General features: G+C 73.0%; 20 protein-coding genes, 1 pseudogene and 1 riboswitch. Of the genes and pseudogenes, 6 read left to right on the forward strand and 15 right to left on the reverse strand.

The features are described from left to right. Positions 1 to 69: 69 nt before the first annotated feature. Entirely contained in the window at positions 70 to 1,809 is a 1,740-nt protein-coding gene (locus tag ACIPLC_RS24025; protein ID WP_400475059.1) for a TIGR03767 family metallophosphoesterase, read from the reverse strand. Positions 1,810 to 2,204: 395 nt separating this feature from the next. On the opposite strand from ACIPLC_RS24025, the gene ACIPLC_RS24030 reads away from it, so the two are divergent. Both ACIPLC_RS24030 and ACIPLC_RS24035 read left to right on the forward strand, forming a co-directional pair. Further along, the gene (locus ACIPLC_RS24030; protein WP_400475136.1) at positions 2,205 to 3,353 is read left to right on the forward strand and encodes a cobalt-precorrin-5B (C(1))-methyltransferase; all 1,149 of its coding nucleotides are present in this window, start codon (positions 2,205 to 2,207) and stop codon (positions 3,351 to 3,353) included. A gap of 137 nt (positions 3,354 to 3,490) precedes the next feature. Beyond that, positions 3,491 to 5,020 carry a UDP-N-acetylglucosamine 1-carboxyvinyltransferase gene (locus tag ACIPLC_RS24035; protein ID WP_400475060.1) on the forward strand — a complete coding sequence of 510 codons (1,530 nt, stop codon included), beginning with the start codon at positions 3,491 to 3,493 and terminating at the stop codon, positions 5,018 to 5,020. 146 nt (positions 5,021 to 5,166) lie between these two features. Here ACIPLC_RS24035 and ACIPLC_RS24040 read toward each other — a convergent pair. From ACIPLC_RS24040 to ACIPLC_RS24065, 6 genes and pseudogenes are all read right to left on the reverse strand, one after another. Next, positions 5,167 to 5,241 (reverse strand): annotated as a pseudogene (locus ACIPLC_RS24040) (DUF664 domain-containing protein); the annotation flags it as partial. A gap of 356 nt (positions 5,242 to 5,597) precedes the next feature. Continuing rightward, positions 5,598 to 6,344 (reverse strand): cobalt-precorrin-6A reductase, encoded by a 747-nt coding sequence (locus tag ACIPLC_RS24045; RefSeq protein WP_400475137.1) that lies wholly within the window; start codon positions 6,342 to 6,344, stop codon positions 5,598 to 5,600. Positions 6,345 to 6,349: 5 nt separating this feature from the next. Further along, entirely contained in the window at positions 6,350 to 7,111 is a 762-nt protein-coding gene (cobM, locus tag ACIPLC_RS24050) for a precorrin-4 C(11)-methyltransferase (protein WP_400475061.1), read from the reverse strand. After that, positions 7,108 to 8,346, reverse strand: a complete 1,239-nt coding sequence (cbiE, locus tag ACIPLC_RS24055; RefSeq protein ID WP_400475062.1) for a precorrin-6y C5,15-methyltransferase (decarboxylating) subunit CbiE — start codon at positions 8,344 to 8,346, stop codon at positions 7,108 to 7,110. Before cbiE ends, cobM begins: the two co-directional genes overlap by 4 nt. A gap of 127 nt (positions 8,347 to 8,473) precedes the next feature. After that, positions 8,474 to 8,893, reverse strand: a complete 420-nt coding sequence (locus ACIPLC_RS24060) for a gamma-glutamylcyclotransferase family protein (RefSeq protein WP_400475063.1) — start codon at positions 8,891 to 8,893, stop codon at positions 8,474 to 8,476. Between the two features lie 110 nt (positions 8,894 to 9,003). Then, complete coding sequence (locus ACIPLC_RS24065; protein ID WP_400475064.1) at positions 9,004 to 9,597, reverse strand: dihydrofolate reductase family protein; 594 nt, start codon at positions 9,595 to 9,597, stop codon at positions 9,004 to 9,006. A gap of 150 nt (positions 9,598 to 9,747) precedes the next feature. On the opposite strand from ACIPLC_RS24065, the gene ACIPLC_RS24070 reads away from it, so the two are divergent. Further along, positions 9,748 to 10,323 carry a TetR/AcrR family transcriptional regulator gene (locus ACIPLC_RS24070; RefSeq protein WP_400475065.1) on the forward strand — a complete coding sequence of 192 codons (576 nt, stop codon included), beginning with the start codon at positions 9,748 to 9,750 and terminating at the stop codon, positions 10,321 to 10,323. A 180-nt stretch (positions 10,324 to 10,503) separates the two neighbouring features. Beyond that, complete coding sequence (locus ACIPLC_RS24075) at positions 10,504 to 11,946, forward strand: MFS transporter (RefSeq protein ID WP_400475138.1); 1,443 nt, start codon at positions 10,504 to 10,506, stop codon at positions 11,944 to 11,946. Between the two features lie 97 nt (positions 11,947 to 12,043). On the opposite strand, the gene ACIPLC_RS24080 is transcribed toward ACIPLC_RS24075, so the two are convergent. Both ACIPLC_RS24080 and ACIPLC_RS24085 read right to left on the reverse strand, forming a co-directional pair. Further along, positions 12,044 to 12,607 carry an EF-hand domain-containing protein gene (locus ACIPLC_RS24080; protein ID WP_400475066.1) on the reverse strand — a complete coding sequence of 188 codons (564 nt, stop codon included), beginning with the start codon at positions 12,605 to 12,607 and terminating at the stop codon, positions 12,044 to 12,046. A 120-nt stretch (positions 12,608 to 12,727) separates the two neighbouring features. Continuing rightward, positions 12,728 to 13,183 carry a cytidine deaminase family protein gene (locus ACIPLC_RS24085; RefSeq protein WP_400475067.1) on the reverse strand — a complete coding sequence of 152 codons (456 nt, stop codon included), beginning with the start codon at positions 13,181 to 13,183 and terminating at the stop codon, positions 12,728 to 12,730. A gap of 41 nt (positions 13,184 to 13,224) precedes the next feature. Between ACIPLC_RS24085 and ACIPLC_RS24090 the strand changes: the two genes are divergently transcribed. Then, positions 13,225 to 13,935, forward strand: a complete 711-nt coding sequence (locus ACIPLC_RS24090) for a GNAT family N-acetyltransferase (protein WP_400475068.1) — start codon at positions 13,225 to 13,227, stop codon at positions 13,933 to 13,935. Here the strand turns inward: ACIPLC_RS24090 and ACIPLC_RS24095 are convergent. The 4 genes from ACIPLC_RS24095 to ACIPLC_RS24110 form a co-directional block, all read right to left on the reverse strand. Then, positions 13,932 to 15,659, reverse strand: coding sequence for a dipeptide ABC transporter ATP-binding protein (locus ACIPLC_RS24095; RefSeq protein WP_400475069.1), 1,728 nt, complete (start codon positions 15,657 to 15,659; stop codon positions 13,932 to 13,934). The two genes, ACIPLC_RS24090 and ACIPLC_RS24095, sit on opposite strands and share 4 nt — an antisense overlap. Positions 15,660 to 15,672: 13 nt before the next feature. Continuing rightward, on the reverse strand, positions 15,673 to 16,665 hold the full coding sequence (locus ACIPLC_RS24100; protein WP_400475070.1) for an ABC transporter permease: 993 nt from the start codon (positions 16,663 to 16,665) through the stop codon (positions 15,673 to 15,675). A 119-nt stretch (positions 16,666 to 16,784) separates the two neighbouring features. Next, the gene (locus tag ACIPLC_RS24105) at positions 16,785 to 18,536 is read right to left on the reverse strand and encodes an ABC transporter substrate-binding protein (RefSeq protein WP_400475071.1); all 1,752 of its coding nucleotides are present in this window, start codon (positions 18,534 to 18,536) and stop codon (positions 16,785 to 16,787) included. A 75-nt stretch (positions 18,537 to 18,611) separates the two neighbouring features. Next, on the reverse strand, positions 18,612 to 19,577 hold the full coding sequence (locus ACIPLC_RS24110; protein WP_400475072.1) for an ABC transporter permease: 966 nt from the start codon (positions 19,575 to 19,577) through the stop codon (positions 18,612 to 18,614). Between the two features lie 305 nt (positions 19,578 to 19,882). Beyond that, positions 19,883 to 19,978, forward strand: a riboswitch (ZMP/ZTP riboswitch). Positions 19,979 to 20,007: 29 nt separating this feature from the next. Between ACIPLC_RS24110 and ACIPLC_RS24115 the strand changes: the two genes are divergently transcribed. After that, positions 20,008 to 21,504, forward strand: coding sequence for a glycine hydroxymethyltransferase (locus tag ACIPLC_RS24115; protein WP_400475073.1), 1,497 nt, complete (start codon positions 20,008 to 20,010; stop codon positions 21,502 to 21,504). A gap of 103 nt (positions 21,505 to 21,607) precedes the next feature. Here the strand turns inward: ACIPLC_RS24115 and ACIPLC_RS24120 are convergent, their stop codons facing one another. Together ACIPLC_RS24120 and ACIPLC_RS24125 are read right to left on the reverse strand one after the other, a co-directional pair. Beyond that, complete coding sequence (locus ACIPLC_RS24120) at positions 21,608 to 23,038, reverse strand: aldehyde dehydrogenase family protein (protein ID WP_400475074.1); 1,431 nt, start codon at positions 23,036 to 23,038, stop codon at positions 21,608 to 21,610. A gap of 113 nt (positions 23,039 to 23,151) precedes the next feature. Further along, a complete protein-coding gene (locus ACIPLC_RS24125; RefSeq protein ID WP_400475075.1) occupies positions 23,152 to 23,682 on the reverse strand; it encodes a DUF6624 domain-containing protein in 531 nt (176 codons plus the stop codon). Positions 23,683 to 23,916: the final 234 nt, after the last annotated feature.

Here is a 23,916-nt window from a genome sequence, read left to right on the forward strand (position 1 = left end):
GACAGCTAACAGATTTCATCATCTGTTAGCTGTCATCTGTTTTCTGTTACTTGTTCGCCGCCGCCTCCGTCACCGGGTCGGCTTGGCGATCACCAGCTCGGTGTTGTGGTCCTCGCCCGCGCCCAGCAGCGCCGCCGGTCGGCCGTTCGGGTCGTTGTACGACAGCTCGCGGTACAGCGCGGCGAGGTTGGCGTCCGACGTGCTGCCGAAGTCCGTGCCGTACGGCGCGGAGGACTCGATCAGCGTCGTGAACAGGGAGAGCGTGCCGTCCCCGTTGTCCGCGATCTCGATGATGCGCCCGTGCTGCGGATAGTCGATGTGCGAGGCGGTGTTGATCTCCCAGAACGCCCGCTCCGGCACCGCGTGGCCGTGCGCCGTGATCTTGTTCATGTGGGTGTGCCCGTTCACCCACGCGACCACGTTCGGGTAGCGCTGGAGCAGCGCCACCAGCTCGTTGCCGTCGTGCCGCTGCTCGAAGACGTTGCGCGGGTCGGGCAGCAGGTTGCCCATGGTGGTGCTGGTGTGGTGGCTGAACAGGAGGATCACCTCGTCCGTGCTGCCGCCCGTCACCTTGCGTCCGTCGGTGTCGTACCAGTGGCCGCTGTGGGCCTTCAACTGCTGCTCCAGCCAGCGCAGTTGCGCGGTGCCCAGCGAACCGTCCGCGAATCCGGCCTGGTTGGTGGTGTCCAGGCTGATGCCGACCACCTTCTCCGAGATGCGGAAGGTGTAGTAGAGCTTGCCGCTGCCCACCATGTCCGAGGTGAAGCCGTGCCCGTACGGGCCCGCGCCGGTGTGCGCCGGGTTCAGGTGGGCCTTGGCGAACTCCTTGAGCGTGAACGGCCGTCGGCGCTCGTCCGGCGTGATCCGGCGCACCGCGTCGCCGCTCGCGAGCAGCTTCGCGAGCAGGAGCGCGGCGCCGGCCGGGTCACGGCGCAGCGAGTCCATCAGCCGGGCCGCGTCCGCGTCGTTGCAGCCCTCCAGCTTGTACTGGCCGGTGTAGAGGTCGTTCAGCAGCCCGAGGTCCGGGAGCGAACCCTCAAGGCTGTCATCGTGGTTGCCGACCGTCGTGTACCAGGGCGTCCGCAGGCCCGGTGCGTCGAACGGTCGGCCGGCGGCGTCGAGGAAGCCCGGTATCTGCGGGAAGCCCTTCGCCTTGTAGCCGTCGTCGTAGGCGAGTTCGGGGTTCCAGTAGGCGGCGTTGCCCGAGTTCTGCACGCCTTCGTAGCGGTTCGGGTCACCGGTGTTCTGGGCGAGCCGGCCGCCGCCCATGACGGTGAGGTACCAGTCGAGTTCGGCCTGTTCGTGGTTGTCGGTGTTGTCGCCGGTGGCCATCACCATGCTGAACGGCATCCCGGTGTAGGGGCCGCCGTCGAGCGCGTTGACCCGCTCGACGAGGGCCGAGACACCGCGGGCGTTCAGGGCCTCCTGCGGCCGGTACGCGCTGCCGTTGAACCGGGCCAGGTACTCGAAGCGCACCGGGGACTCGGTGTCCACCAGGTGCAGGTCGCTGAACTGGACGAAGCTGGCCAGCCCGGTCCGTCGGTCGTCCCGTCCGGTGCCCGGCGCCGCCAGGTCGCCGCGCACCACCAGCGGCCAGCCCGGCCCCGCCGACAGCCGCTTGTACCCGCCGGTGCCGACCGGCGTGGCCACCTGGTCGAGCGTGGTGCCGGTGACCTTGACCGCCCGCGCGGCGGTGGCCGCCAGTGCGCGCTCGCGCTCCGCGGCCGAGGCGAACTGCCCGCCGCCCAGCGACAAGGCCGACCAGGCGGCGGCCACCGACGTACCGGTGAGGAACGTACGCCGACTCATCCCTGCCACAAAAACCCCCACATGCTGATGGCCCGACCGGACAATCCGGCCACCGGGCCCCGTGTCATGAACCCGCTCTCTGGCGGACCGCCAGATTACTCACTGGTAGCCACGGGGTGCGAGGCCCGTGCGGAGAACTCTTCGGGAACGCGGGGCGGCGGCCGCTCCCCAACTCGCACACCGGGTCGCGGAGCCCTGCTCCACCGCCCCCCGGTCGGGGCGCGGCCGGGTGAATGGGGGAAAATCGGCACCGACGGTCGATGCGGCCGCACCTCAACGGAGCCGGAAGCGAGACGCAGGTGGCCAAAGCGGGAGCCAACGCCGGAGCCAATGCCGGAGCCAAAGCGGGAGCCGAAGCCGGAGCGGCAGCCGCACCCGGGGGCCGGGCCGGCCAACTGAAGAGCAGCGGCCTGCGGCACGGCTGGACCACGGGCGCCTGTGCCACCGCAGCCACCAGGGCCGCGTACACCGCGCTGCTCACCGGCGAGTTCCCGGACCCGGTGACCATCACCCTCCCCAAAGGCCAACAGCCCGCCTTCGCCCTCGCCGCCGAGGAACTGGCCGCCGGGCGACCAACCGTCGGCGACCTCGCCGCCGGGCGCCGCCCCGCCGCCCCGCCCAGGCCCGCGAGCGCCATGGCCGCCGTGGTCAAGGACGCTGGCGACGACCCCGACGTCACCCACGGCGCGCTGATCCGCTCGACGGTGCGGGCCGGCGAGCCCGGTGCCGGAGTGGTGTTCCGGGCCGGCCCGGGGGTGGGGACGGTCACCAAGGCGGGCCTGCCGCTGCCCGTCGGCGAGCCCGCGATCAACCCGGTGCCCCGGCAGATGATCCGCGACGCCGTGGCGGAGGTGGCCGCCGTGCACGGCGGCAGCGGGGACGTGGTGGTCGAGATCTCCGTGGACCACGGCGAGGAGATCGCCCGTTCCACCTGGAATCCGCGGCTCGGCATCCTCGGCGGCCTGTCGATCCTCGGCACCACCGGCATCGTCGTCCCCTACTCCTGCTCCGCCTGGATCGACTCGATCCGCCGTGGCGTGGACGTGGCCCGGGCTGCCGGTCGCACCCACGTGGCCGGCTGCACCGGTTCGACCTCCGAGAAGGTCGCCGTCGCCGTGCACGGACTGCCCGAGGACGCACTGCTCGACATGGGTGACTTCGCCGGCGCCGTCCTCAAGTACCTCAAGCGCCACCCGGTGCCCCGGCTGACCATCGCGGGCGGCTTCGCCAAGCTGTCCAAGCTCGCCGCCGGCCACCTCGACCTGCATTCGGCGCGCTCCCAGGTGGACAAGGGGTACCTGGCCGAACTGGCGCGGCGCGGTGGAGCGGACGGGGCGCTGGCCGAGGCGGTGGCCCACGCCAACACCGGGCTGGAGGCGGTGCAGTTGTGCCGGGCGGCCGGGGTGCCGCTGGGCGATCTGGTCGCCGAGGCGGCGCGGGCGACGGCGCTCGGCGTGCTGCTCGGCTCGCCGGTGGCGGTGGACGTCATCTGCATCGACCGCGCGGGCACCATCGTCGGCCGGGCGGAGCCGCTCGGGCCGTGACACTGTCACAGAATCGCGACAGTACCGCCTGGTGATGTGAAGATCTGACGCTCATACGGGGCGAGAAACGGACAAAAGGAGTGCTGCGCCCACCCCTGGCTCTGTCGCCATCTCAACCATGAGATATGGTCTGGCGAGTGACAGGCGACTACCTCACCCGTATCGGCACCCTCATCCGTACCGCCCGCCAGCACCGCGGCTGGTCCCAGGCGCAACTCGGCGAGGCCCTCGGCACCAGCCAGAGCGCGGTCAACCGCATCGAGCAGGGCAAGCAGAACGTCAGCCTTGAGATGATCGCCCGCATCGGCGAAGCCCTCGACAGCGAGATCGTCTCCCTCGGCTACTCCGGCCCGATGCACCTGCGGGTCGCCGGCGGCACCCGACTCTCCGGCGCCATCGACGTCCGCAGCAGCAAGAACGCCTGCGTCGCGATCCTCTGCGCCTCGCTGCTGACCACCGGGCGCACCACGTTGCGCAGCGTCGCCCGGATCGAAGAGGTCTACCGCATCCTCGAGGTGCTCACCAGCATCGGCGTCAAGAGCCGCTGGACCAACGACGGCCGCGACCTCGAACTCACCCCGCCCGCCGAGCTCGACCTCGCCGCGATGGACGTCGAGGCGGCCCGCCGCACCCGCAGCGTGCTGATGTTCCTCGGCCCGCTGATGCACCGCGCCAACCGCTTCGCCATCCCGTACGCGGGCGGCTGCGACCTCGGCACCCGCACCGTCGAGCCGCACCTGACGGCGCTGCGCCGCTTCGGGCTGGAGGTCGCCACCACCGGCGGCGCTTACCACGCCTCGGTCGAGCCGGGCACCCCGCTGGACCGTCCGATCGTGCTGACCGAGCGCGGGGACACCGTCACCGAGAACGCCCTGCTGGCCGCCGCCCGGCACGACGGCGTCAGCGTCATCCGCAACGCCTCGCCCAACTACATGGTCCAGGACCTGTGCTTCTTCCTGGAGAAGCTGGGCGTGCGGATCGAGGGCGTCGGCACCACCACCCTCACCGTCCACGGTGTCCCGGAGATCACCTGCGACGTCGACTACACCCCGGCCGAGGATCCGGTGGAGGCGATGAGCCTGCTCGCCGCCGCCGTCGTCACCTCCTCCGAGCTGACGATCCGCCGGGTGCCGATCGAGTTCCTGGAGATCGAACTCGCGGTGCTGGAGGGCATGGGCCTCGACTACGACCGCACCCCCGAGTACCGGGCCCACAACGGCCACACCCGCCTGGTCGACCTCACCGTGCGCCCGTCCAAGCTGACCGCGCCGATCGACACCATCCACCCGATGCCGTTCCCCGGCATCAACATCGACAACGTGCCGTTCTTCGCCGCCATCGCCGCGGCCGCCCACGGCACCACGATGATCCACGACTGGGTCTACGACAACCGCGCCATCTACCTCACCGAGCTGACCCGTCTCGGCGCCGACGTCAAGCTCCTCGACCCGCACCGCGTCCTGGTCCAGGGCCCCACCCGTTGGCGCGCCGCCGAGATGATGTGCCCGCCGGCCCTCCGCCCCGCGGTCGTCATCCTGCTCGCCATGCTCGCCGCCCAGGGCACCTCCGTCCTGCGCAACGTCTACGTCATCAACCGCGGCTACGAGGACCTCGCCGAGCGCCTCAACTCCATCGGTGCGCAGATCGAGACCTTCCGCGACATCTGATCCGGCCCGAGCCCGGATCGCCGGCAGATTGCCGACCCGCCTCACCCGTTGAGGCCGGTCGGCAATTCTGTTGTGGCCGTGGCCGTGGCCGTGGTCGGTGGCCTTGGGCGGCGGTCGCGGGTCCTTCGCGGGCCCGGTGCCGCGGGCTACTCGCCGGTGGTGCCGTCGAGGTGTTCGCGCAGGAGGTCGGCGTGGCCGTTGTGGCGGGCGTACTCCTCGATCGGAGGGTTCGAGGGCCCGGGTGCGGAGCTGTTCGGGGGAGAGGCCGGCGCACTTCAACGCGAGCGTGTCGCGCTGGTAGTCCAGGAAGCTGGCCAGGGTGGCCCGTTCGCCGGCCGTGCGCAGGGTCGTGGTGCGGTGATCGTCTGCCATCGGCCCATCCTGCCGGTGCGGCGTCGAACCGGCCCGGCAGTTTCTTGCGGCCCAACCGGGCTCAATCAGGCCCAACCGGCCCAACCGGCCCAACCGGCCCAACCGGCCCAACCGGCCCAACCGGCCCAACCGGCCCAACCGGCCCAACCGGGCTCAATCAGGCCCAACCGGACTCAATCAGGCCCGACCGGATCGGCGGCCCGGCCTAGCGCAGGTGCTGCTGCAACCACCGCACTGCGCCCGGTACGTCCGGGGCCTCCGGTACGCCGTCGGGCAGGGGCGGGCGTTCCACGATGACCACCGGGAGCCCGAGTTCGCGTGCGGCGGTGAGTTTGGGTGCGGTCGCGGCGCCGCCGCTGTCCTTGGTGGCCACGACGTCGATCCGGTGCTCGCGCAGCAGCGCCCGTTCGCCGTCGAGCGTGAACGGCCCCCGGTCCAGCAGGACTTCGAGCGAGGACGGCAGCGGCGGTTCGGGTGGGTCGACCGAGCGGGCGAGGAAGTGCAGGTGGTCGAGGTGGGCGAAGGTGGCGATGCCCTGTCGGCCGGTGGTGAGGAAGACCCGCCGCCCGAGGCCGGGCAGGAGTTCGGCGGCCGCGGTGAGCGAGGGTGCGTGGTGCCAGCGGTCCCCGGCGACGGGTGCCCAGCCGGGCCGCCGAAGCGCCAGCAGCGGTATGTCGGCGGAGGCCGTTGCGAGGGCGGCGTTGTGGGACATCCCGGCGGCGAACGGGTGGGTGGCGTCGACGACCGCGTCGACCCGTTCGGTGCGCAGCCAGGCGGTCAGCCCGTCCGGGCCGCCGAAGCCGCCGATCCTCACCTCTCCGGCGGGTAGCCGGGGTTGGGCGACCCGGCCGGCCAGTGAACTGGTGACCCGTAGGGGCGGCAGCTCGACGAGTGCGGCGGCGAGCGCCCGGCCCTCCGTCGTCCCGCCCAGGATCAGGACGTGCCGGGTCATGGGGTTCACGCCCCGCAGGGCTCGTGCGGGCGCTCGCGCTCCGCCGAGTAGAGGTGGCTGTCGCGGAACTGCTCGGCGGCCAGGGTCCGTCCGACCAGGATGACGGCGGTGCGGACCACGCCCGAGGCCTTGACCTGCTCGGCGATGTCGGCGAGGGTGCCGCGCAGCACCAGCTCGTCCGGTCGGCTGGCCATCGCGACGACGGCGGCCGGGCAGTGGGCGCCGTAGTGCGGGAGCAGCTGCTCGACGACGTCGTCCACGTATCCGGCGGCCAGGTGCAGTACCAGCAGGGCGCCGCTGCGGCCGAGGGTGGCCAGGTCCTCGCCCTCGGGCATGGGGGTGGCGCGCTTGGCGATCCGGGTGAGGATGACGGTCTGGCCGACGGTCGGCACCGTCAACTCCCGCTTGAGCGCGGCCGCGGCGGCGGCGAAGGCGGGCACGCCGGGGACGATCTCGTACGGCACGCCTGCCGCGTCGAGGCGGCGCATCTGCTCGGCGACGGCGGAGAAGACGGACGGGTCGCCGGAGTGCAGCCGGGCCACGTCCTGTCCGGCCTGGTGCGCGTGGACGAGCTCGGCGATGATCTGGTCCAGGTTGAGCTGCGCGGTGTCGACGAGGCGGGCGCCGGGCGGGCATTCGTCGAGCAGTTCGCGCGGCACCAGGCTGCCGGCGTAGAGGCAGACCTCGGCGCGGGCCAGGAGGCGCTGGCCGCGCAGGGTGATCAGGTCGGCGGCGCCGGGGCCGGCTCCGATGAAGTGGACGGTCACGACGGGTTCTCCTGGGGGGTGTTGGGCTTGACGGCGGACCACTGGGTGACCGGCATGGCCTGCCGCCACCCGGTGAAGCCGCCCACCGGGACGGCGTGGGCGACGGCGAGCTTGACGAGCTCCCCGCCGTGGCGCCGGTACCACTCGGTGAGCAGCGCCTCGGATTCCAGCGTCACGGTGTTGGCGACCAGGCGGCCGCCCGGCCGCAGGGCTGCCCAGCAACTGTCCAGCAGGCCGGGTGCGGTGAGGCCGCCGCCGATGAACACGGCGTCGGGGGTGGGGAGTTCGGCGAGTGCGGCGGGCGCCGGGCCGGTCACGACGCGCAGTCGTGGCACGCCCAGGGCGGCGGCGTTGCGGGTGATCCGTTCGGCGCGGGCCGGGGCGCGTTCGATGCTGACGGCCTGGCAGTCGCGGTGTGCGCGCAGCCACTCGACGGCGATCGAGCCGGAGCCGCCGCCGACGTCCCAGAGCAGTTCGCCGGGGGAGGGGGCGAGGGCGGCGAGGGTGGCGGCGCGCACGTGCCGCTTGGTGAGCTGGCCGTCGCTCTCGTACGCGGCGTCGGGCAGGCCGGGGACGAGCGAGGTGCGGGGGCCGTCGCCGAGTTCGACCGCGATGACGTTCAGCGGGTCGCCGGGCGGGTGCGGCCAGCCGTCGGCGGTGCCGTGGAGCTGCCGTTCGGCCGGGCCGCCGAGCTGTTCGAGCACACGCAGGCGGGCGGTGCCGTGGCCGCGTGCGGTGAGCAGGGCGGCGACGGCGGCCGGGGTCGCGGCGTCGGCGCTCAGCACGAGCAGGCGGCGGCCGGGGTGCAGGGCCAGGCTGAGGGTGTCCAGCGGGCGGCCGACCAGGCTGATCACCTCGGTGGACTCCAGCGGCCAGCCGAGTCGGGCACAGGCGTGGGAGACGGAGGAGGGGTGCGGCAGGATGCGCAGCCGCTCGGCGCCGACCGTCTCGGCGAGGGTGCGGCCGATGCCGTAGAACATCGGGTCGCCGCTGGCCAGGACGGCGACCCGGTGGTCCGCGTGCGCGGCGAACAGGGCGGGAACGGCCGGGCGCAAGGGGGACGGCCAGGGGACGCGCTGGGCCGCGACCTCGTCGCGGGGGAGGAGGTCAAGCTGCCGGGGGCCGCCGACGACCACCTCGGCTGCCCGCAGGGCGGCCTGGCCGGCGGTGGAGAGGCCGGGCCAGCCGTCGGCCCCGATCCCGACGACGGTGATCGGGGGTGGCAGCTCGGGCACCGGGTGGCTCCTTGTTGTTCGGCGGGCGCCGTGAGTATGGAAAACAAGCGGCCGGGGCAGCCTACCTGGCGGTATCCGGCCGGCCGTCACCCGACGGTCACCCGCTACCGGTCCGCACGGTCACCCGCTACCGGTCCGCCCAGTCCCCCGAGTCGATCACCGCGGGCCGCTCCCGCAGCCGGCTCTCGACGGCGGGCCCGGCGAAGTACACCCAGGACTCCTGGACCTCGCCCGCCGCCGTCCGGACCGGCAGCCGTCGTCGTACGTACAGGCCCGTCCCGTCCGCCCGGCAGTCCTCCAGCCGGTCCAGTGCCGCGAGCGCTCCGGCGTAGGCGCCGGGCCGTACGGTGATCAGCTCGCCCACGATCCGGTGCCCGGGCGTCGCGTCCGGCACCGCGTACGGGTACCCGGGTCCGTCGTGCAGCGTGGCGCCGTCCAGCACGGCCGGGCGGATGTCGGCGCAGCGTCCGGCCAGGTGGGCGGCGTGGTTGCGGCCGCCGCTGCGCAGGGTGCCGTAGACGAAGAACGGCAGGGCCTCCTCGGACACGGGTTCGACCTCCTGGCTGGGGGAGCGCCCACGGTACGTCCTCGCGCCCGCGCCGCGATAGCCGCCCGCGCCCCGGGCTGCCGATCCCCGGCAGGGGGCGGCGGGTGGCGTCAGGCGGAGTCCGGGGCGGTCCGCGCGTAGGTGAGGACGACGTTGCCGCGCTCGAAGACGCGGCTGTCGGTGAGCGTGAAGGCGCGGGGCTCGAACTCCGCGCGGAACAGCGGGATGCCCGATCCGACCACCACCGGGTACTGCTTGATGATCAACTCGTCGATCTCGGGCAGCAGCTGGCCGGCCAGGTCGGCGCCGCCGCAGAGCCAGATGCCGAGCCCGTCCTGCTGCTTCAGCCGGCGGACGAGGGCCAGCGGGTCCTCCGCGGTGACCTCCACCGCTGGGTCCGGGCTGGTGCCGAGGGTGCGGGAGAGCACGATCTGCCGCAGGTGGGCGTAGGGGCTGGTGAGGCCGACGGCCAGCCCCGGCGCGTAGGTGCCGCGGCCCATGACGACGGTGTCGAAGTGCTTGTTGGGCGCCTCCGCGATGCCGATCGCCGCGCGGCCGGGGGTGGCGACGGTCTCCGGGAATTCGGAGAAGAACGTCGAGACGTAGTCCTCGGTGAGGAACGGTGCGAAGAAGTCGAAGCTGTCGTCCGGGCCGGCGATGAAGCCGTCGATGGTGGCGCCGATGAAGTAGCTGAGCTTGCGCATGCAGGTCCTTTGGGGTCGGGAGGCGGCGCGGGCCGTGCGGCCCGTCGCCTTAACCACTCCGACTATAGTACTCCAGATGTAGTGGTTGCCAAGGTGTTTCCGGTCCCGGGCGCCCCGGTCCCCGCAAACCTCACGAGAGAGAATCGGCCCATGGTCCAGAACCCCGCCCGCCGTACCGCCCTCGCCGACGCCGCCATCGAGGTCCTCGCCCGCGAAGGCGCCCGCGGCCTCACCTTCCGCGCGGTCGACGTGCAGGCCGGCGTCCCCAACGGCACGGCCTCCAACTACTTCGCCAACCGCGACCACCTGCTCCACCAGACCGCCCGGCACATCCACCACCGGCTCACCCCGGACCCGGCCGTCATCGCCGAGCTGCTGCGGGCCCCGCGCGACCGCGCCCTGGTCACCGCCCTGATGCACGACCTGATCCGCCGCATCTCCGCCGACCGGGCCGGCTACCTCGCGATGCTCGAACTGCGCCTGGAGGCCACCCGGCGACCCGGCCTGCGGTCCCAGCTCACCGGCACCATCCGCGAGCAGCTGGAGGCCAACATCGCCTACCACCTCGACGGGGGGCTGCCCGGCGACCGGGAGACCGTCCTCGTCCTCTACCTCGCGATGACCGGCCTGGTCCTCGAACACCTCACCCTGCCCGAGGTGTTGGGTGCCGAGGCCCTGCCCGCGCTGATCGACACCATCGTCGAGCGGATCGTCCCGGCGGCCTGATCCCTCGACGGGCACGGCGACTTGATCCGGCGGCAGCCGCCTCAACCGCATCGAACCGGCGGTGTGCGAGGAGTCTTGCGAATCGAATGACCAACCCCTGGGCGGGAGTTAAGATCAACCGGATCATCGTCCACGAAGGCCGGAGTCGAACCGGGGGAGAGGATAGCGGTGTTGGAGGCCATGCAGAAGGCGGCGGACCGGCCAGCCGAACCCCGGCCGGTCGCGGTGTGGCGCCAACGCGCCTTCGTCGCACTGTGGTCGGCTCACACCGTCAGCCAGTTCGGTACACAGATCACCTTCTTCGTGATCCCCGTGCTCGCCCTGACCACCCTTTCCGCGACGCCCGGTCAGCTCGGCCTGGTCTCGGCCGCCGAGACCCTCCCGTTCCTGCTGGTCGGCCTGCCCGCCGGAGCCCTGCTCGACCGCTGGGACCGCCGCCGGGTGATGATCATCGCGGACCTCGGCCGCGCGGCGGCGATCTGCGTCCTCCCGCTCGGGTACGCCGCCGGTGTGCTGGGCGTGCCGCTGCTCTGCGCGGTGGCCTTCGTCATCGGGCTGTTCACCGTCTTCTTCGACATCGCCGACCAGGCCCTCCTGCCGAGCGTGGTCTCCCGGGCCCAGACGGCGGACGGCAACAGCCGGCTGGAGTTCTCCCGGTCGGCCGCCGAACTCGCCGGGCCCAGCCTCGGCGGGCTGCTGCTCCAAGTGCTCGCCGCTCCACTGATCCTGCTCGCCGACGCGGTCAGCTACCTGCTCTCGGCCCTGTTGCTCCGCGCCGTCCGAACCGACCGGGCCGTCCGAACCGACCGGGCCGTCAGTGCCGACCGGGCCGTCAGTGCCGTCAGTGCCGACCAGACCGTCCGTGCCGACCAGTCCGACCGAACCGACCGCGGTGCACGTCACCAGCCCGCCGCCGTCAAGACCGCGCCCGAGACCGCACCCGAAACCTCGTCCGAGACCGCGCCCGCGCCCCGGATGCGCACCCGGATCGCCGAGGGCCTGCGGTTCGTCCTCACCCACCGGACGCTGCGCCCGCTCGCGCTGGCCACCGCGATCAGCAACCTGGCCGGCCTGGGCGGGGCGCTCAGCGCGCTGCTGACCGCCTACGCCTTCCACGACCTGCGGCTGTCGCCCGGCGGCCTGGGCCTGGCACTCACCGTCGGCAACGCGGGGGCGCTGCTGGGGGCGGTGGCCACCGGGCGGCTGATCCGGTGGCTCGGCCTCGGACGGGTGCTGATCGTCGCGAAGTCGCTGCCGGGAGCCGCGGTCGTCCTGCTCGCGGCCGCGGCTCCCGGGCGGGCGATGGCCACGGTCGCGGTGGCGACCGGGGTCATGGCGTGCGGCATCACCGTCTACAACATCGGCCAGGTGAGCCTGCGCCAGGCCGTCACGCCCACCGGTCTGCAAGCCCGGATGAACGCGTCGATCCGCTTCCTCATCTGGGGCACCCTGCCGCTGGGCGCGCTGGCTGGAGGCCTCCTCGGCTCGTGGATCGGCTTGCGCCCCGCGCTCTGGCTGGTCGCCGGGACGAGCCTGCTCTCCTGCCTGCCGCTGTTGCTCGCAGGCGAGGTCCGGGCGTTGCGCGTGATCCCGGCCGGACCGGGAGCCTCGGGGGAGCGGTGATCCCGCCGGGGCCGGTCATCCGGCTCCGGCGGCTGGCGGGCAGGCCGCCGTCCTCGCGTTTCCGGCGGGCGAGGGGGCGGCCGTTCCTCAGGAGGTGTCAGAGGGCGTGCGGGGGTTTGCCCGTCCACCAGTTGCCGGGGGCGTCGGGGTCGCGGCTGGTCCAGTACTCGATGATCGCGCTGGTGAACTCGGCTGCGGAGAGGGTGCCGTCGCCGTCGCGGTCGAGGTGGCGGAAGGCCTCGTCGGCGTCGTCGCGGGAGAGGTCGGCGAAGTGGCCGCGCTGGAAGACGAAGAACTCGCCGGCGTCGACCGTTCCGCTGCGGTCGGCGTCGGCGACGGCGAGGAAGGCGTCGGCGAGTGCGCCGAGGCTGGTCTGTGCGGCCTCGGGGTCGTCGGAGAGGGCGCCGGTCGAGCGGACGAACTGTTCGCGGGTGATCGCCTCGGTGCCGGCGGGCAGGTGGACGAGGTGCAGATCGTGCCAGACCGTCAGGTAGGCGCGGACGATGACGGCCTCGGCCTCCGAACCCTCCTGGTGGCCGAGCGAGCGGGCGACGGCGAGGCCCATGAGGACGTGGTCCCGTTCGGTGAGGAGCCCGTCGCCGTCGGCGTCGAGGTGGTCGAACCCATGGTTGATCTTTGCTGTGAGCAGGTCGTCCGACAATGTGCCCCCTCGGTTGGCGATCACTACGACACGTCGCCAGCACGCTAACGCCTTGAGCCGCGATCGCGCAGCCGAACGATGGGCGAACGGCCACGCGAGCGCGGCTCAAGCGCGGGCCCGCTAGCCGTCCTGGTGCTCGGCCCAGACGTACGCCTCGGGGAGCAGATCGAGGACGGGCAGGGCGACCAGTCCCGGTCCCCGTTCGACGATGATCTCGACCGTCGGGAAGTAGTCGAGGAGCACCTGCCGGCAGCGGCCGCACGGCGGTACGACGCCCCGGCCCTGGTCGGCGACCGCGACGACCGTGGTGAGGTCGTACGCGCCCTGGCCGGCGGCCGCGCCGATGAGGACGAGCTCCGCGCACGGGCCGCCGGTGAAGTGGTAGACGTTCACGGCCGTGACGATCCGCCCGTCGGCGTTGCGTCCGGCGGCCGCGACGGTGTGGTTGTCGCCTCGGGAGTAGCGCTGGGCCACCGCCCGGGCGGCCTCGACGAGCTCGTGGTCGACGGCCGGACGGTGCCCGGCCTCGTGGTCGACGGCTGCGCGGCCTCCTGCGGCGTGATCGCTGGTGGACATATTCGCTACGACTCCCTGATCGAACATGACAGGCTTCGAGCATGGACCGACCGCCCCTGATCGTGCCAACGCTTTGTGCGGGCCCCTTCATCCTTCGCCCCTGGCGCCTCGCCGACCTCGCCGTGGTCCGGGAGGCGGCCGCCGACCCGTACATCCCGCTGGTCACCACCGTCCCGGCCGCCTCCGCCGGGTACGACGACGCGGCCGGTCGGGCGTTCGTCGAACGGCAGTGGGCGAGGGCGGCGGACGGCACCGGCTACTCCTTCGCCGTGGCGCTGCGGCCGGACGACCGGGCCGTCGGCTTCGTCGGGCTGTTCCCGCAGGCCGACGGCCGTGCCTCCATCGGCTACTGGACGGCCCCCTCGGCGCGCGGCCGCGCGGTGGCCGGGCACGCGCTGCGGACGGTCGCGGCCTGGGCGCTGGACGACCTCGGTCTCGCCCGGCTGGAGCTGTCCATCGAACCCTGGAACGCCGCGTCCCTCCGGACCGCCGAGCGGACCGGCTTCCGGCACGAAGGCCTGTTGCGCAGCCACCGCACCATCGGCGACGAGCGCCGCGACATGCACCTCTACGCGCTCCTCCCCACCGACGCCCGCGAGGCCACATCCGACCCCCGCGAGGCCCCAGACCCCCGCGAGGCCCCAGACCCCCGAGAGGCCTCGGATCCCCGCGAGGCCCCGGATCCCCGCGAGGCCGCGCCGGATCCCCGCGAGGCCGCGCCGGATCCCCGCGAGGACCGGTCCCAGCGTTAGTGCACCGCCGCCAGCAGCTCCCGGGTGTACTCGGTGTGCGGGGCGCTGAACAGGCGGTCACGGTCGGTGGACTCGACCAGCCGGCCCCGGTGCATCACAGCCACCCGGTCGCAGAAGTGCCGCACGACGGCGAGGTCGTGCGAGACGAACAGGAAGGCGACGCCGAGGCGTTCGCGCAGCTCCATCAGCAGGTTGAGCACCTGCGCCTGGACCGAGACGTCGAGGGCCGACACCGGCTCGTCCGCGATGATCAGCCGCGGCTGCGGGGCGAGGGCCCGGGCGATGCCGATCCGCTGGCGCTGTCCGCCGGAGAACTCGTGCGGGTAGCGGTCCAGGTGGGCGGCGGGCAGCCCGACCTGCTCCAGCAGTTCGGCCGAGCGCTCGCGCCGCTGTGCCGCGTCGAGTGAGGTGTGCAGGCGCAGCGGGGTGTCGAGGGTCTGGGCGACGGTGCGACGCGGGTTGAGGGAGGCGTACGGGTCCTGGAAGACCAGCTGGATCTCCCGGCTGAGCCGGCGCCGCAGCTCCCGGCCCGGGCGGGTGACGTCCTGCCCGTCGTACAACACCCTTCCCGAGGTGGGCTGTTGGAGGCCGGCCAGGACGCGGGCGGTGGTGGACTTGCCGGAGCCGGACTCGCCGACCAGCCCGAGCGTCTCGCCGGGGGCGATGCGCAGTCCGACGCCGTCCACCGCCCGGACGGGCTCGGCGCGCAGGCTGGGGAGGCGCCGCCGCCCGGGGAAGTGGACGGCGAGGTCCGCCACCTCGACCAGCCAGCGCTCGGGGCGCCCGATCGCCCGGGGCGCGAACTCGACAACGGGTGACGGATCGTCAACTGTCGGAAGCGGCGTGCCCGGTACGGAGTCCAGGGTGAGCGCCGCCCCGACCAGCGCGCGGGTGTACGGCTCGCGCGGCGCGGCCAGCAGCTCGGCGGTCGGCGCGGACTCGACCTGGACGCCGCCGCGCAGCACGAGCGTGCGGTCCGTCGTCCCGGCGACCACGCCGAGGTCGTGGCTGACCAGCAGCACCGCCGTGCCGTGCTCGCGCTGCAACTCGCCGAGCAGGTCGAGGACCTGTCGCTGCACCCGGGAGTCCAGGGCGGTGGTGGGCTCGTCGGCGATCAGCACCTGCGGGTCGTTCATCAGCGCCATGGCGATCATCACCCGCTGGCGCATCCCGCCGGAGAACTGGTGCGGGAAGTCGCGCACCCGGGCGGCCGGGATGCCGACCCGGTCGAGCATCGCGATGGCCCGCCGGCGGGCCTCGGCGCGGCCGGTGCCGGGGTGGTGCAGCCGGTACATCTCGGCGAGTTGGGCGCCGACGCCGTGGAAGGGGCTGAGTGAGGTGAGCGCGTCCTGGAAGACCAGCGCGGCCCGGCCGCCCCGGACCGGGCGCAGTGCGGACTCCGTCGCGCCCACCAACTCCTGCCCGCCCAGGCGGATCGAGCCGGTGACCGTGGTGGTGCGCGGGTCGTGCAGGCCGAGGACGGCGAGGCCGGTGGCCGACTTGCCGGAGCCCGACTCGCCGACCAGGCCGAGGACTTCACCGGCGGCGAGGTCGAAGGAGAGCCCCCGGACGGCGGTCACGGGCACCCCGCCGCGCGGGTCGGCGAAGGTGACGGTCAGATCGCGAACGCTCAGCACGGGCTCTGCGGCGGGCCCCTGCGTGGAATCGGACGTGAAGCCAAGCCCGGGAACGGCCCCGGGCGCGGACTCAACAGTGGACGTCATCGAACGGCTCCAGTCAGCTCAGGCGGATTCGCGGGTCGAGCCAGGCCACCACCAGGTCGGCCAGCGCGACGAACAGCACCACGAAGCAGGCGGCCAGCAGCACCGCGCCGACCACCGCGGGCAGGTCCTGCCCGGACACGGCCTGGGCGGCGAACCGCCCGACCCCGTTCAGCCCGAACACCGTCTCGGTGATGACCGCCCCGCCGAGCAGCACCCCGGCCTCCAGACCGAGCAGTTGCACCAGTGGCCCGGCGGCGCCGCGCGAGGTGTACTTGAGGTGGGCGCGCAGCCGGCCGAGGCCCTTGCCGCGGGCCGTGCGGACGTACTCCTCGTTCATCGTCTCCAGCAGCTGGGAGCGCGAAAGCCGGGCGAACACGGCGGAGTTGACGAAGCCGAGGACGAGCCAGGGGAGCAGCAGCCCGCCCGCCCAGGCCGCAAGGTTCTCGGTCGGCGGGGTGTAGGAGGGCAGCGGCAGCAGGCCGGTGGAGTAGACCAGCGCCCACTGTGCGACGTATCCGAGGAAGTAGATCTGCACGCTGGCGCCGACGAGGGTGAAGCCGGAGAGCAGCCGGTCGGTGCGGCCGCCGTGCCGCAGCGCGGAGACGAATCCGGTGCCGAGGCCGAGCACCAGCAGGACGGCGAGGGCGCCGGCGGTGAGCGAGAAGGTGACCGGCAGGTGGTCGAGCAGGGCCTCGGTGACGGGCTGGTGCAGCCGGTAGGAGTAGCCGAGGCAGGGCGCGTCGCAGTGGATGACCGAGCCGTCCACGTCGCCGATGTCGCGCCCGGCGACGACCCCGGTGAGGTAGTCGGTGTACTGGGTGAGCAGCGGCTGGTCCAGGCCCATGCTCTGGCGTACCGCCGCGACCTGGCCGCTGTCGCAGCGGGGGCCGCAGGCGGCGCGGGCCGGGTCGGCGGGCGCGGCGTAGAAGAGGGCGAAGGCGGCGGCGGAGACCGCGACCAGGACGGCGAGGGCCTGGAGGGTCCGCCGCAGGGCGAAGGAGAGCATGGCCGGTCCGGGGTCGACGGGACGGGGGGAGTGCGCGGGACGGGGAGTGCCCGGGAGGGGGAGTGCGGGCGTTCAGGGGCCCGCCCCCGCACCGACCGGCGCGGGGGCGGGTACGGCGGTCAGGACTTCAGGTACAGCCACGCCAGGCTGACCGTGCCGTAGATGGGGTGGATGAACGCCCCGCCGACGTTGGAGCCGCGCAGCTGGTTGACGTTCGCGTAGACGAACGGCAGCACCGGGACGTCCTGCATCACGGTCTTCTCCAGCGCGTACAGCTCCTTGGCCTTGGCGCGCGGCTCGCCGATCTGGTTGATCCGGTCGATCTCCTTGTCCACCGCAGGGTTGCGGTAGCGCGCGGAGTTGAGGTCGCTCCCGGCGCGGCCGTCGAAGGAGAACGGGATCAGCGTGGACGGGGTCGGCCAGTCGACGGACGAGGTCTCCTCGAACAGGTCGTACGGGGAGTCGGCGCGGTGCACCTCGTCCAGGAACGCCTTGGGGTCGACCGGCTTGGGCACGATGGTGATGCCCGACTTGGCGAAGCCGTCCACCAGCACCTGCGCGATGCGCTGCCCGTCCGGGGTGTTCTTGTACCCGTAGGTCAGGCTCGCCGGCGGCTGCTTGGCCTTGGCGAGCGCGGCCTTGGCGGCCTCCGGGTCGCCCTCGGGCTTGACCGGGTGGAGGTCGTACTTCTCCCAGTCGATCAGCGCGGGCGAGCTGAGGGTGGTGGCGAGTTCGCCGATCCGGGAGCCGCCCTGGACCTGGCGGGCCTGCTGGCGGGGGTAGCCGAGGTGCAGGGCCTTGCGGACCTCGACGTCCGGCACCCGTTCGTTGTTGATCACCAGCTGGGTGACGAAGGCGCCCTGGCGGCCGGAGACGACCAGGTCCTTGGCCTTCGGATCGGTGTCGGCGCTCTGGTACAGCTCGGGGGAGAGTACGTCGGAGGCGGTGGTGGCGTTGGCGCCGCCGTCGCGCCCGGACAGGATCTCCTGGTTGATGTTGAGCGCCTCCTTGCCGTACGTGAAGACGAACTTGTCCGGGTACTGGTTGCGGATCGGGTCGGTGTCGGCCTTCCAGTTCGGGTTGCGCTCCAGCACCATGCGGGTGTTCTGGACGTGCTCGACGATCCGGTAGGGGCCGGTGGCGAACGGCTGCCGGTCGTAGTCCGTCCCGGTGTCCTTGTCCCGGCGCACCGGCGAGGACGAGGACTGCGCGGCCATGTACGGGACGTCGGCCTGCGGCTGCGGGAAGTGGAAGACGATGGTGTGCTCGTCGGGCGTCTCGATCGCGGCCAGGTCGCCGTCCTGCGGGCCGGCGTACTTGGTGCGCGCCGCCTCGTAGCTGGCCTCGCCGGTGAGCCACTGCGGCCAGTACGGCGGGCCGACCTCGTAGCCCTTGCCGAAGCTGCGCTCGATGCCGTACTTGACGTCCTGGGCGGTGATCGGCTTGCCGTCCTCCCAGGCCACGCCGTCCTTGAGCTTGTACGTCCAGGTGCGCCCGCCGTCCCCCGAGGTGCCGGTGTCGGTCGCCAGGTCGCCGACCAACTTGGCCTTCCCGTCGACGACCTGATACTGCGTCAGCTGGCGACCCCAGAGCAGCGAGGCGTTGTACGTCGCACCCGCGTAGACCTTCTGCGGGTCGAGGTGGCGGAACTCGACGCTGTTGTACACGTTCACCGTGCCGCCCGCGCGGGCGCCGGGAACGGCGGGGGCCGGGCCGGCGCTCTCCTTCTCGCCGCCGAGCGCGGCGGTCAGCGGGGACGTCTCCTTGGCGGCCGCCCCGGCGGGGGCCTGGCCGGTGCCCGCGCCGGCCGAGCAGGCGGTTGCCAGCAGGGCGGTGGCGATGACGGCGAGGGACGGTCTGGTCCAGCGCATGGCGAATCTCTCCTTGCCCCGGGAGGCGGGGCGGGTCGGGGTGGGCTCGGGGTGATGGACGGAGGGCGGCGGGGCTCAGCGGGCGGCGCGCGGGTCCAGCGCGTCCCGGACGGCGTCGCCGAGCAGGTTGAAGGCGAGCACGAAGAGCAGCAGTGCCACGCCGGGGAAGACCATGTAGGTCGGGTCGGCCTGGAAGACCTCCGAACCGCGGGAGATCATCCGGCCCCAGTCCGGGATCGGCTCCGTGATGCCGACGCCGAGGAAGGACAGCACCGCCTCGGAGGCGACGAAGGTCGGCACCGCCATGGTGGCGTGCACCAGCAGCTGCGAGCGCACGTTCGGCAGCAGTTCGTGGACGACGACATGAAACCGGCTGGCACCCTGGGCCCGCGCGGACTGCACGAAATCCCTTTCCCGGAGCGACCGCACGGTGGCCCGCAGGGAAAGCGCGAGCGGAATCCAGCCGAACGCGGAGAAGACCAGGATCAGCACCAGGAACTGCATCCACTCCGGTTCCGCGGTGCCCGGATCGACCAGCCGGGACTGGATGACGGGGCTCAGCGCGAGGAGCAGGAGCAGAGTCGGGAAAGCCAGCAGCACGTTGGCCAGGAAGCCGAACAGCCGGTCGGTGATCCCGCCGAGGTAGCCGACCGCGACCCCGGCCAGCACGCCGAGCGTGGTGGTCACGGCGGCGGAGGCGAAGGCGATCAGCAGCGAGGTGCGGATGCCGTAGAGCAACTGGGTCAGGACGTCCCGGCCGAGCCCCGGCTCCAGGCCGAACCAGAAGTCGCCCGAGATGCCGCCGTTCGGCAGGACGGGCAGGCCGCCGTCGCTGAGCAGGCCGGGGGAGTTCTGGCCGTAGTGCTCGACCGGGTTCTTCCCGTACAGGGCGGCGATCAGCGGGGCGGCGAGGGCGAGCAGCAGGAAGAGCAGGACGACGGCGAGGGCGGCGGCGCCGACCCGGTCGCGCAGGAGGCGGCCGAGCAGCCTCGGCGCGGCGGGTGCGGGGACGGAGCCCGCTGCTGTCTCGACCACGGCCATGAGAGGCGTACTCCCCGAATTCTCCGCCGCCCTGTGGGTGAGGGTGCGCTGGTGTGCATTTCCGAACCGGCCTCCGGGGGTTTCCCGTCGGCCGTTCGAGCGCCATCAGACCGGATGCGCGGGGAGGTCCGCAAATCACCTCAGGCGGTTTTCCCGGGCATTGTTTCGGCGCGTATTGCGGCTTCATTCGGCGTCATTGCGCCGCAATGCCGGTGTTGCAGAAGAACGGACATCGAGGGGTGAAACGGGCATGGCGTCCCGAATCCTGAGATCTCCGCCACATTCCCCCGGGCATTGGTACGATCCCCGGGAGCCGCGACTGGCGCGCACGGATGGAACCGACCATCGGGAAGCGGCTCCGTGCACCCGCACGACAGTTGCCGAGCGCCTGGGCCGTCCGTACTCGTCCGTGCACCACGAGGAGACCGCCTTGGCCACCCCGCACACCCCTGCCCCGCACGCGCCTGAGGCCGCCCAGGCCCCGCACACCGTCGCCGGCCCGGCCGCCGACACCGCCTTCCGCAGCGCCCTCGACGTGGTCGCCGGCGTGGAGCCGCGGATCGCCGCCGCCATCGGCCAGGAGCTGGAGGACCAGCGCGCCTCGCTCAAGCTGATCGCCAGCGAGAACTACGCCTCCCCGGCCGTCCTGCTCGCCATGGGCAACTGGCTCAGCGACAAGTACGCCGAGGGCACCGCGGGCCGGCGCTTCTACGCGGGCTGCCGCAACGTCGACACCGTCGAGACCATCGCCGCCGAGCACGCCCGCGCCCTGTTCGGCGCCGACCACGCCTACGTCCAGCCGCACTCCGGCATCGACGCCAACCTCACCGCCTTCTGGGCCGTCCTCTCCCAGCGGGTGGAGAGCCCGGCGCTGGAGCGGGCCGAGGTCCGGGGCGTCAACGACCTCACCGAGCAGGACTGGGCGGAGTTGCGCCAGGCGCTCGGCAACCAGCGGATGCTCGGCATGTCCCTGGACACCGGGGGCCACCTCACCCACGGCTTCCGGCCGAACATCTCGGGCAAGATGTTCGACCAGCGCAGCTACGGCACCGACCCGGTCACCGGCCTGATCGACTACGACGCGCTGCGCGAGACCGCCCGGGAGTTCCGCCCGCTGATCCTGGTCGCCGGCTACTCCGCCTACCCGCGGCTGGTCGACTTCCGGCGGATGCGGGAGATCGCGGACGAAGTCGGCGCGACCCTCATGGTCGACATGGCGCACTTCGCCGGCCTGGTCGCGGGCAAGGTGCTGACCGGCGACCACGACCCCGTCCAGCACGCCCAGATCGTCACCACGACCACCCACAAGTCGCTGCGCGGCCCGCGCGGCGGCATGGTGCTGTGCGACGCCGAACTGGCCGAACACGTCGACCGCGGCTGCCCGTTGGTGCTCGGCGGACCGCTCTCGCACGTCATGGCCGCCAAGGCGGTCGCCTTCGCCGAGGCCCGCCGGCCCGAGTTCCGGACCTACGCCCGCGCCGTCGTCGACAACGCCCGGGCGCTCGCCGAGGGCCTGCTGCGCCGCGGCGGTCGGCTGGTCACCGGCGGCACCGACAACCACCTCGTCCTCGCCGACGTCTCCGGCTACGGCCTGACGGGGCGTCAGGCCGAGGCGGCGCTGCTCGACTCGGGCGTCGTCACCAACCGCAACTCCGTGCCGCAGGACCCGAACGGCGCCTGGTACACCTCGGGCGTGCGGCTCGGCACCCCGGCCCTCACCACCCGCGGCCTCGGCACCGCCGAGATGGACGAGATCGCCGCCCTGATCGACACCGTCCTGCGCGCCACCACCCCGACCACCACCGCGGGCGGCGCCCCCTCCAAGGCCCAGTACCGCCTCGACGGCGCCGTGCGCGACGGCGTCGCCAAGCGCGCCGCCGACCTCCTCGCCCCCTTCCCCCTCTACCCGGGCGTCGACCTCACCTGACCGGCCCCGCCCGACCGGCCTCGATGCCCGAACCCCCGGGCCCGCCCCACTTGCGGCGGGCCCGGAGCCGATGCCGCGGCCGGTACCCCGCTCGGTCCCGAGGTCAGTACTGCAGCGACTTGTACTGGAGGAACTCCTCCAGGCCGTGGCGGCCCAGTTCGCGGCCGAGGCCGGAGTTCTTGTAGCCGCCGAACGGGGCGAGCGGGTTGAAGCGGCCGCCGTTGAGGTCGACCTGGCCGGTGTCGAGGCGGCGGGCGAAGGTGGCGGCGGTGTCGGTGTCCGCGGCCCAGACGCCGCCGGCCAGGCCGTACTCGGTGTCGTTGGCGAGTTCGGCGGCGTGGTCCTCGTCCCGGTAGGGGAGGATCACCAGGACGGGGCCGAACACCTCCTCCCGGGCGATCGCCATGTCCCCCGTGACGTCGGCGAGGACGGTCGGATGGACGTAGAAGCCGGTGGGCAGGCCCGGAACGGGCTCCGCGCCGCCGACGACCAGCCGGGCGCCCTCGACGAGCGCGCTCTCGACGTAACTGCGCACCCGGGCCAGCTGCTTGGCGTTGACCAGCGGGCCGATCCGGGTCTGCGGGTCGGCCGGATCGCCCGGGGCGTACTTGGCGGCGGCCTTCGCGGCCGTCGCGACGGCCTCCTCGTACTGGTCCTGGTGCACCAGCAGGCGGGTCCACGCGCTGCACGTCTGGCCCGAGTTGGCGAAGACGTTGGCGATGTTGACGTTGACCGCCCGGGTCAGGTCCGCGCCGGGCAGCACCACGTTGGCGGACTTGCCGCCGAGCTCCAGGGCGACCCGCTTCAGGCCCCGGCCGGCCGTCTCGGCGACCTGCCGGCCGACGGCGGTGGATCCGGTGAACGAGACCACGTCCACGCCCGGATGGGCGGCGAGCGCCGCGCCCGCCACCGCGCCCGTGCCGGTCACCAGGTTGAACGTGCCCGCTGGGAGGCCCGCCTCGTGCACCAGCCGGGCGAACAGCCGGGCCACCAGCGGGGTGTCCTCGGCGGGCTTGAGGACCACCGGGCAGCCGGCCGCCAGGGCCGGGACGACTTTGGCGACGACCTGGTGCAGCGGGTAGTTCCACGGCGTGATCGCCGCGACCACCCCGGCGGGCTCGGCGAGCACCACCGAGTTGCCGATCCGCTCCTCGAAGGGGTGCTCGGCGAGCAGCGTCAGGTAGGAGGTCGCCACGGTCAGCGGTAGGCCGGCGTGCACGGCGGCGGTGAAGCCGACCGGGGCGCCGAGTTCGGCGACCACGGTGGCGGTGATCTCCTCCTGGGCGGCGGCGATCCCGTCCCGCAGCCGGGTCAGCAGGGCGAGCCGGTCCTCGCGGGTGGTCGTCGCCCAGCCGCGGGCTGCCCGGCGGGCCGCGGCGACCGCGGCGTCGACGTCGGCCGGCCCGCCGGCGGGCACGGTGGCGAGCACCTGCTCCGTCGCCGGGTTCAGCACCGCGATCGACCCGGCGTCGTCCCGGGAGGGCCGCCAGGCGCCGTCGATGTACTGGTCGCCGTACTCCGCGTACTGCTGCACCGAGTGTCCTCTCATCCGATCGGCCGCTTGACTGACAGTGCTAGTCAAAGGGCCAGTCAAGGCGGCCCGGGTGGCCGCGCGCAAGAGCCAATCCGGCCCGGTGGACCGGCGGGTTACCTCGGGGCGAACCGCGCGGTGTACTCGTCGAACGGCTCGATCCCCACGCCCGCGCGCCGCTCGTCCAACCGCTCCGGGTCCTCGCACGGCCAGGGCACCGGGTGGCCGTCCGCCACCGCGCCGATCTGCGTGCCGTAGCGCTGCTCGCGGCCCTCGTTGACGGCGAGGCGGTCCTGGAGGAACGCGAAGTCCCGGGCGCTCGCGGCGCCGCCCGCCACCGCCTCCGCCATCAGCTCCACCGCCCGCCGCTGGACGTCCAGTTGGCGATCGGCGTGCTGCGCGACCAGCCACGCCGCCCGGGCGGCCTCCGGGCCCACGGCCTGCTCGGTCGGCCAGCCGTGGTCCGCCATGATCGCGGCGAGCCGGTCCCCGTGTCGGGCCGTGAGCCGCCGCCAGCAGGCCTGTTCGGCCAGGTCCGGGCTGTTCGCCAGTCGGGCGCCGGCGCCGTCCTCAGCCATCATCGCGATCAACTCCTCGGCCAGGGAGGGCAGTCGGCCGTTCTGCGGGTGCCGCTCCGCTGTCGTCATCTCTTCGCTCCTCGCGCCCGGGCCCGCTCCTCGGGCCGCCTGCCATTCACGGTAGGCGGGAAGAAAGCGACGAAGATCATCCCCGGGGACGGTGACTCGGCGGCGCCGGTGCGGGACACTGGACGAACCGTCCCGAAGGCGCCGTGTCCACTCTCCGGCAGCGAAACGACGGTCCGCGAAAATCATTGCGCGAAAAGCTCCTCACGCCTGTGGGCACCGCTGTAGATTGCAGCG

Source organism: Kitasatospora sp. NPDC086801, from assembly GCF_044745805.1.
Classification (GTDB): domain Bacteria; phylum Actinomycetota; class Actinomycetes; order Streptomycetales; family Streptomycetaceae; genus Kitasatospora.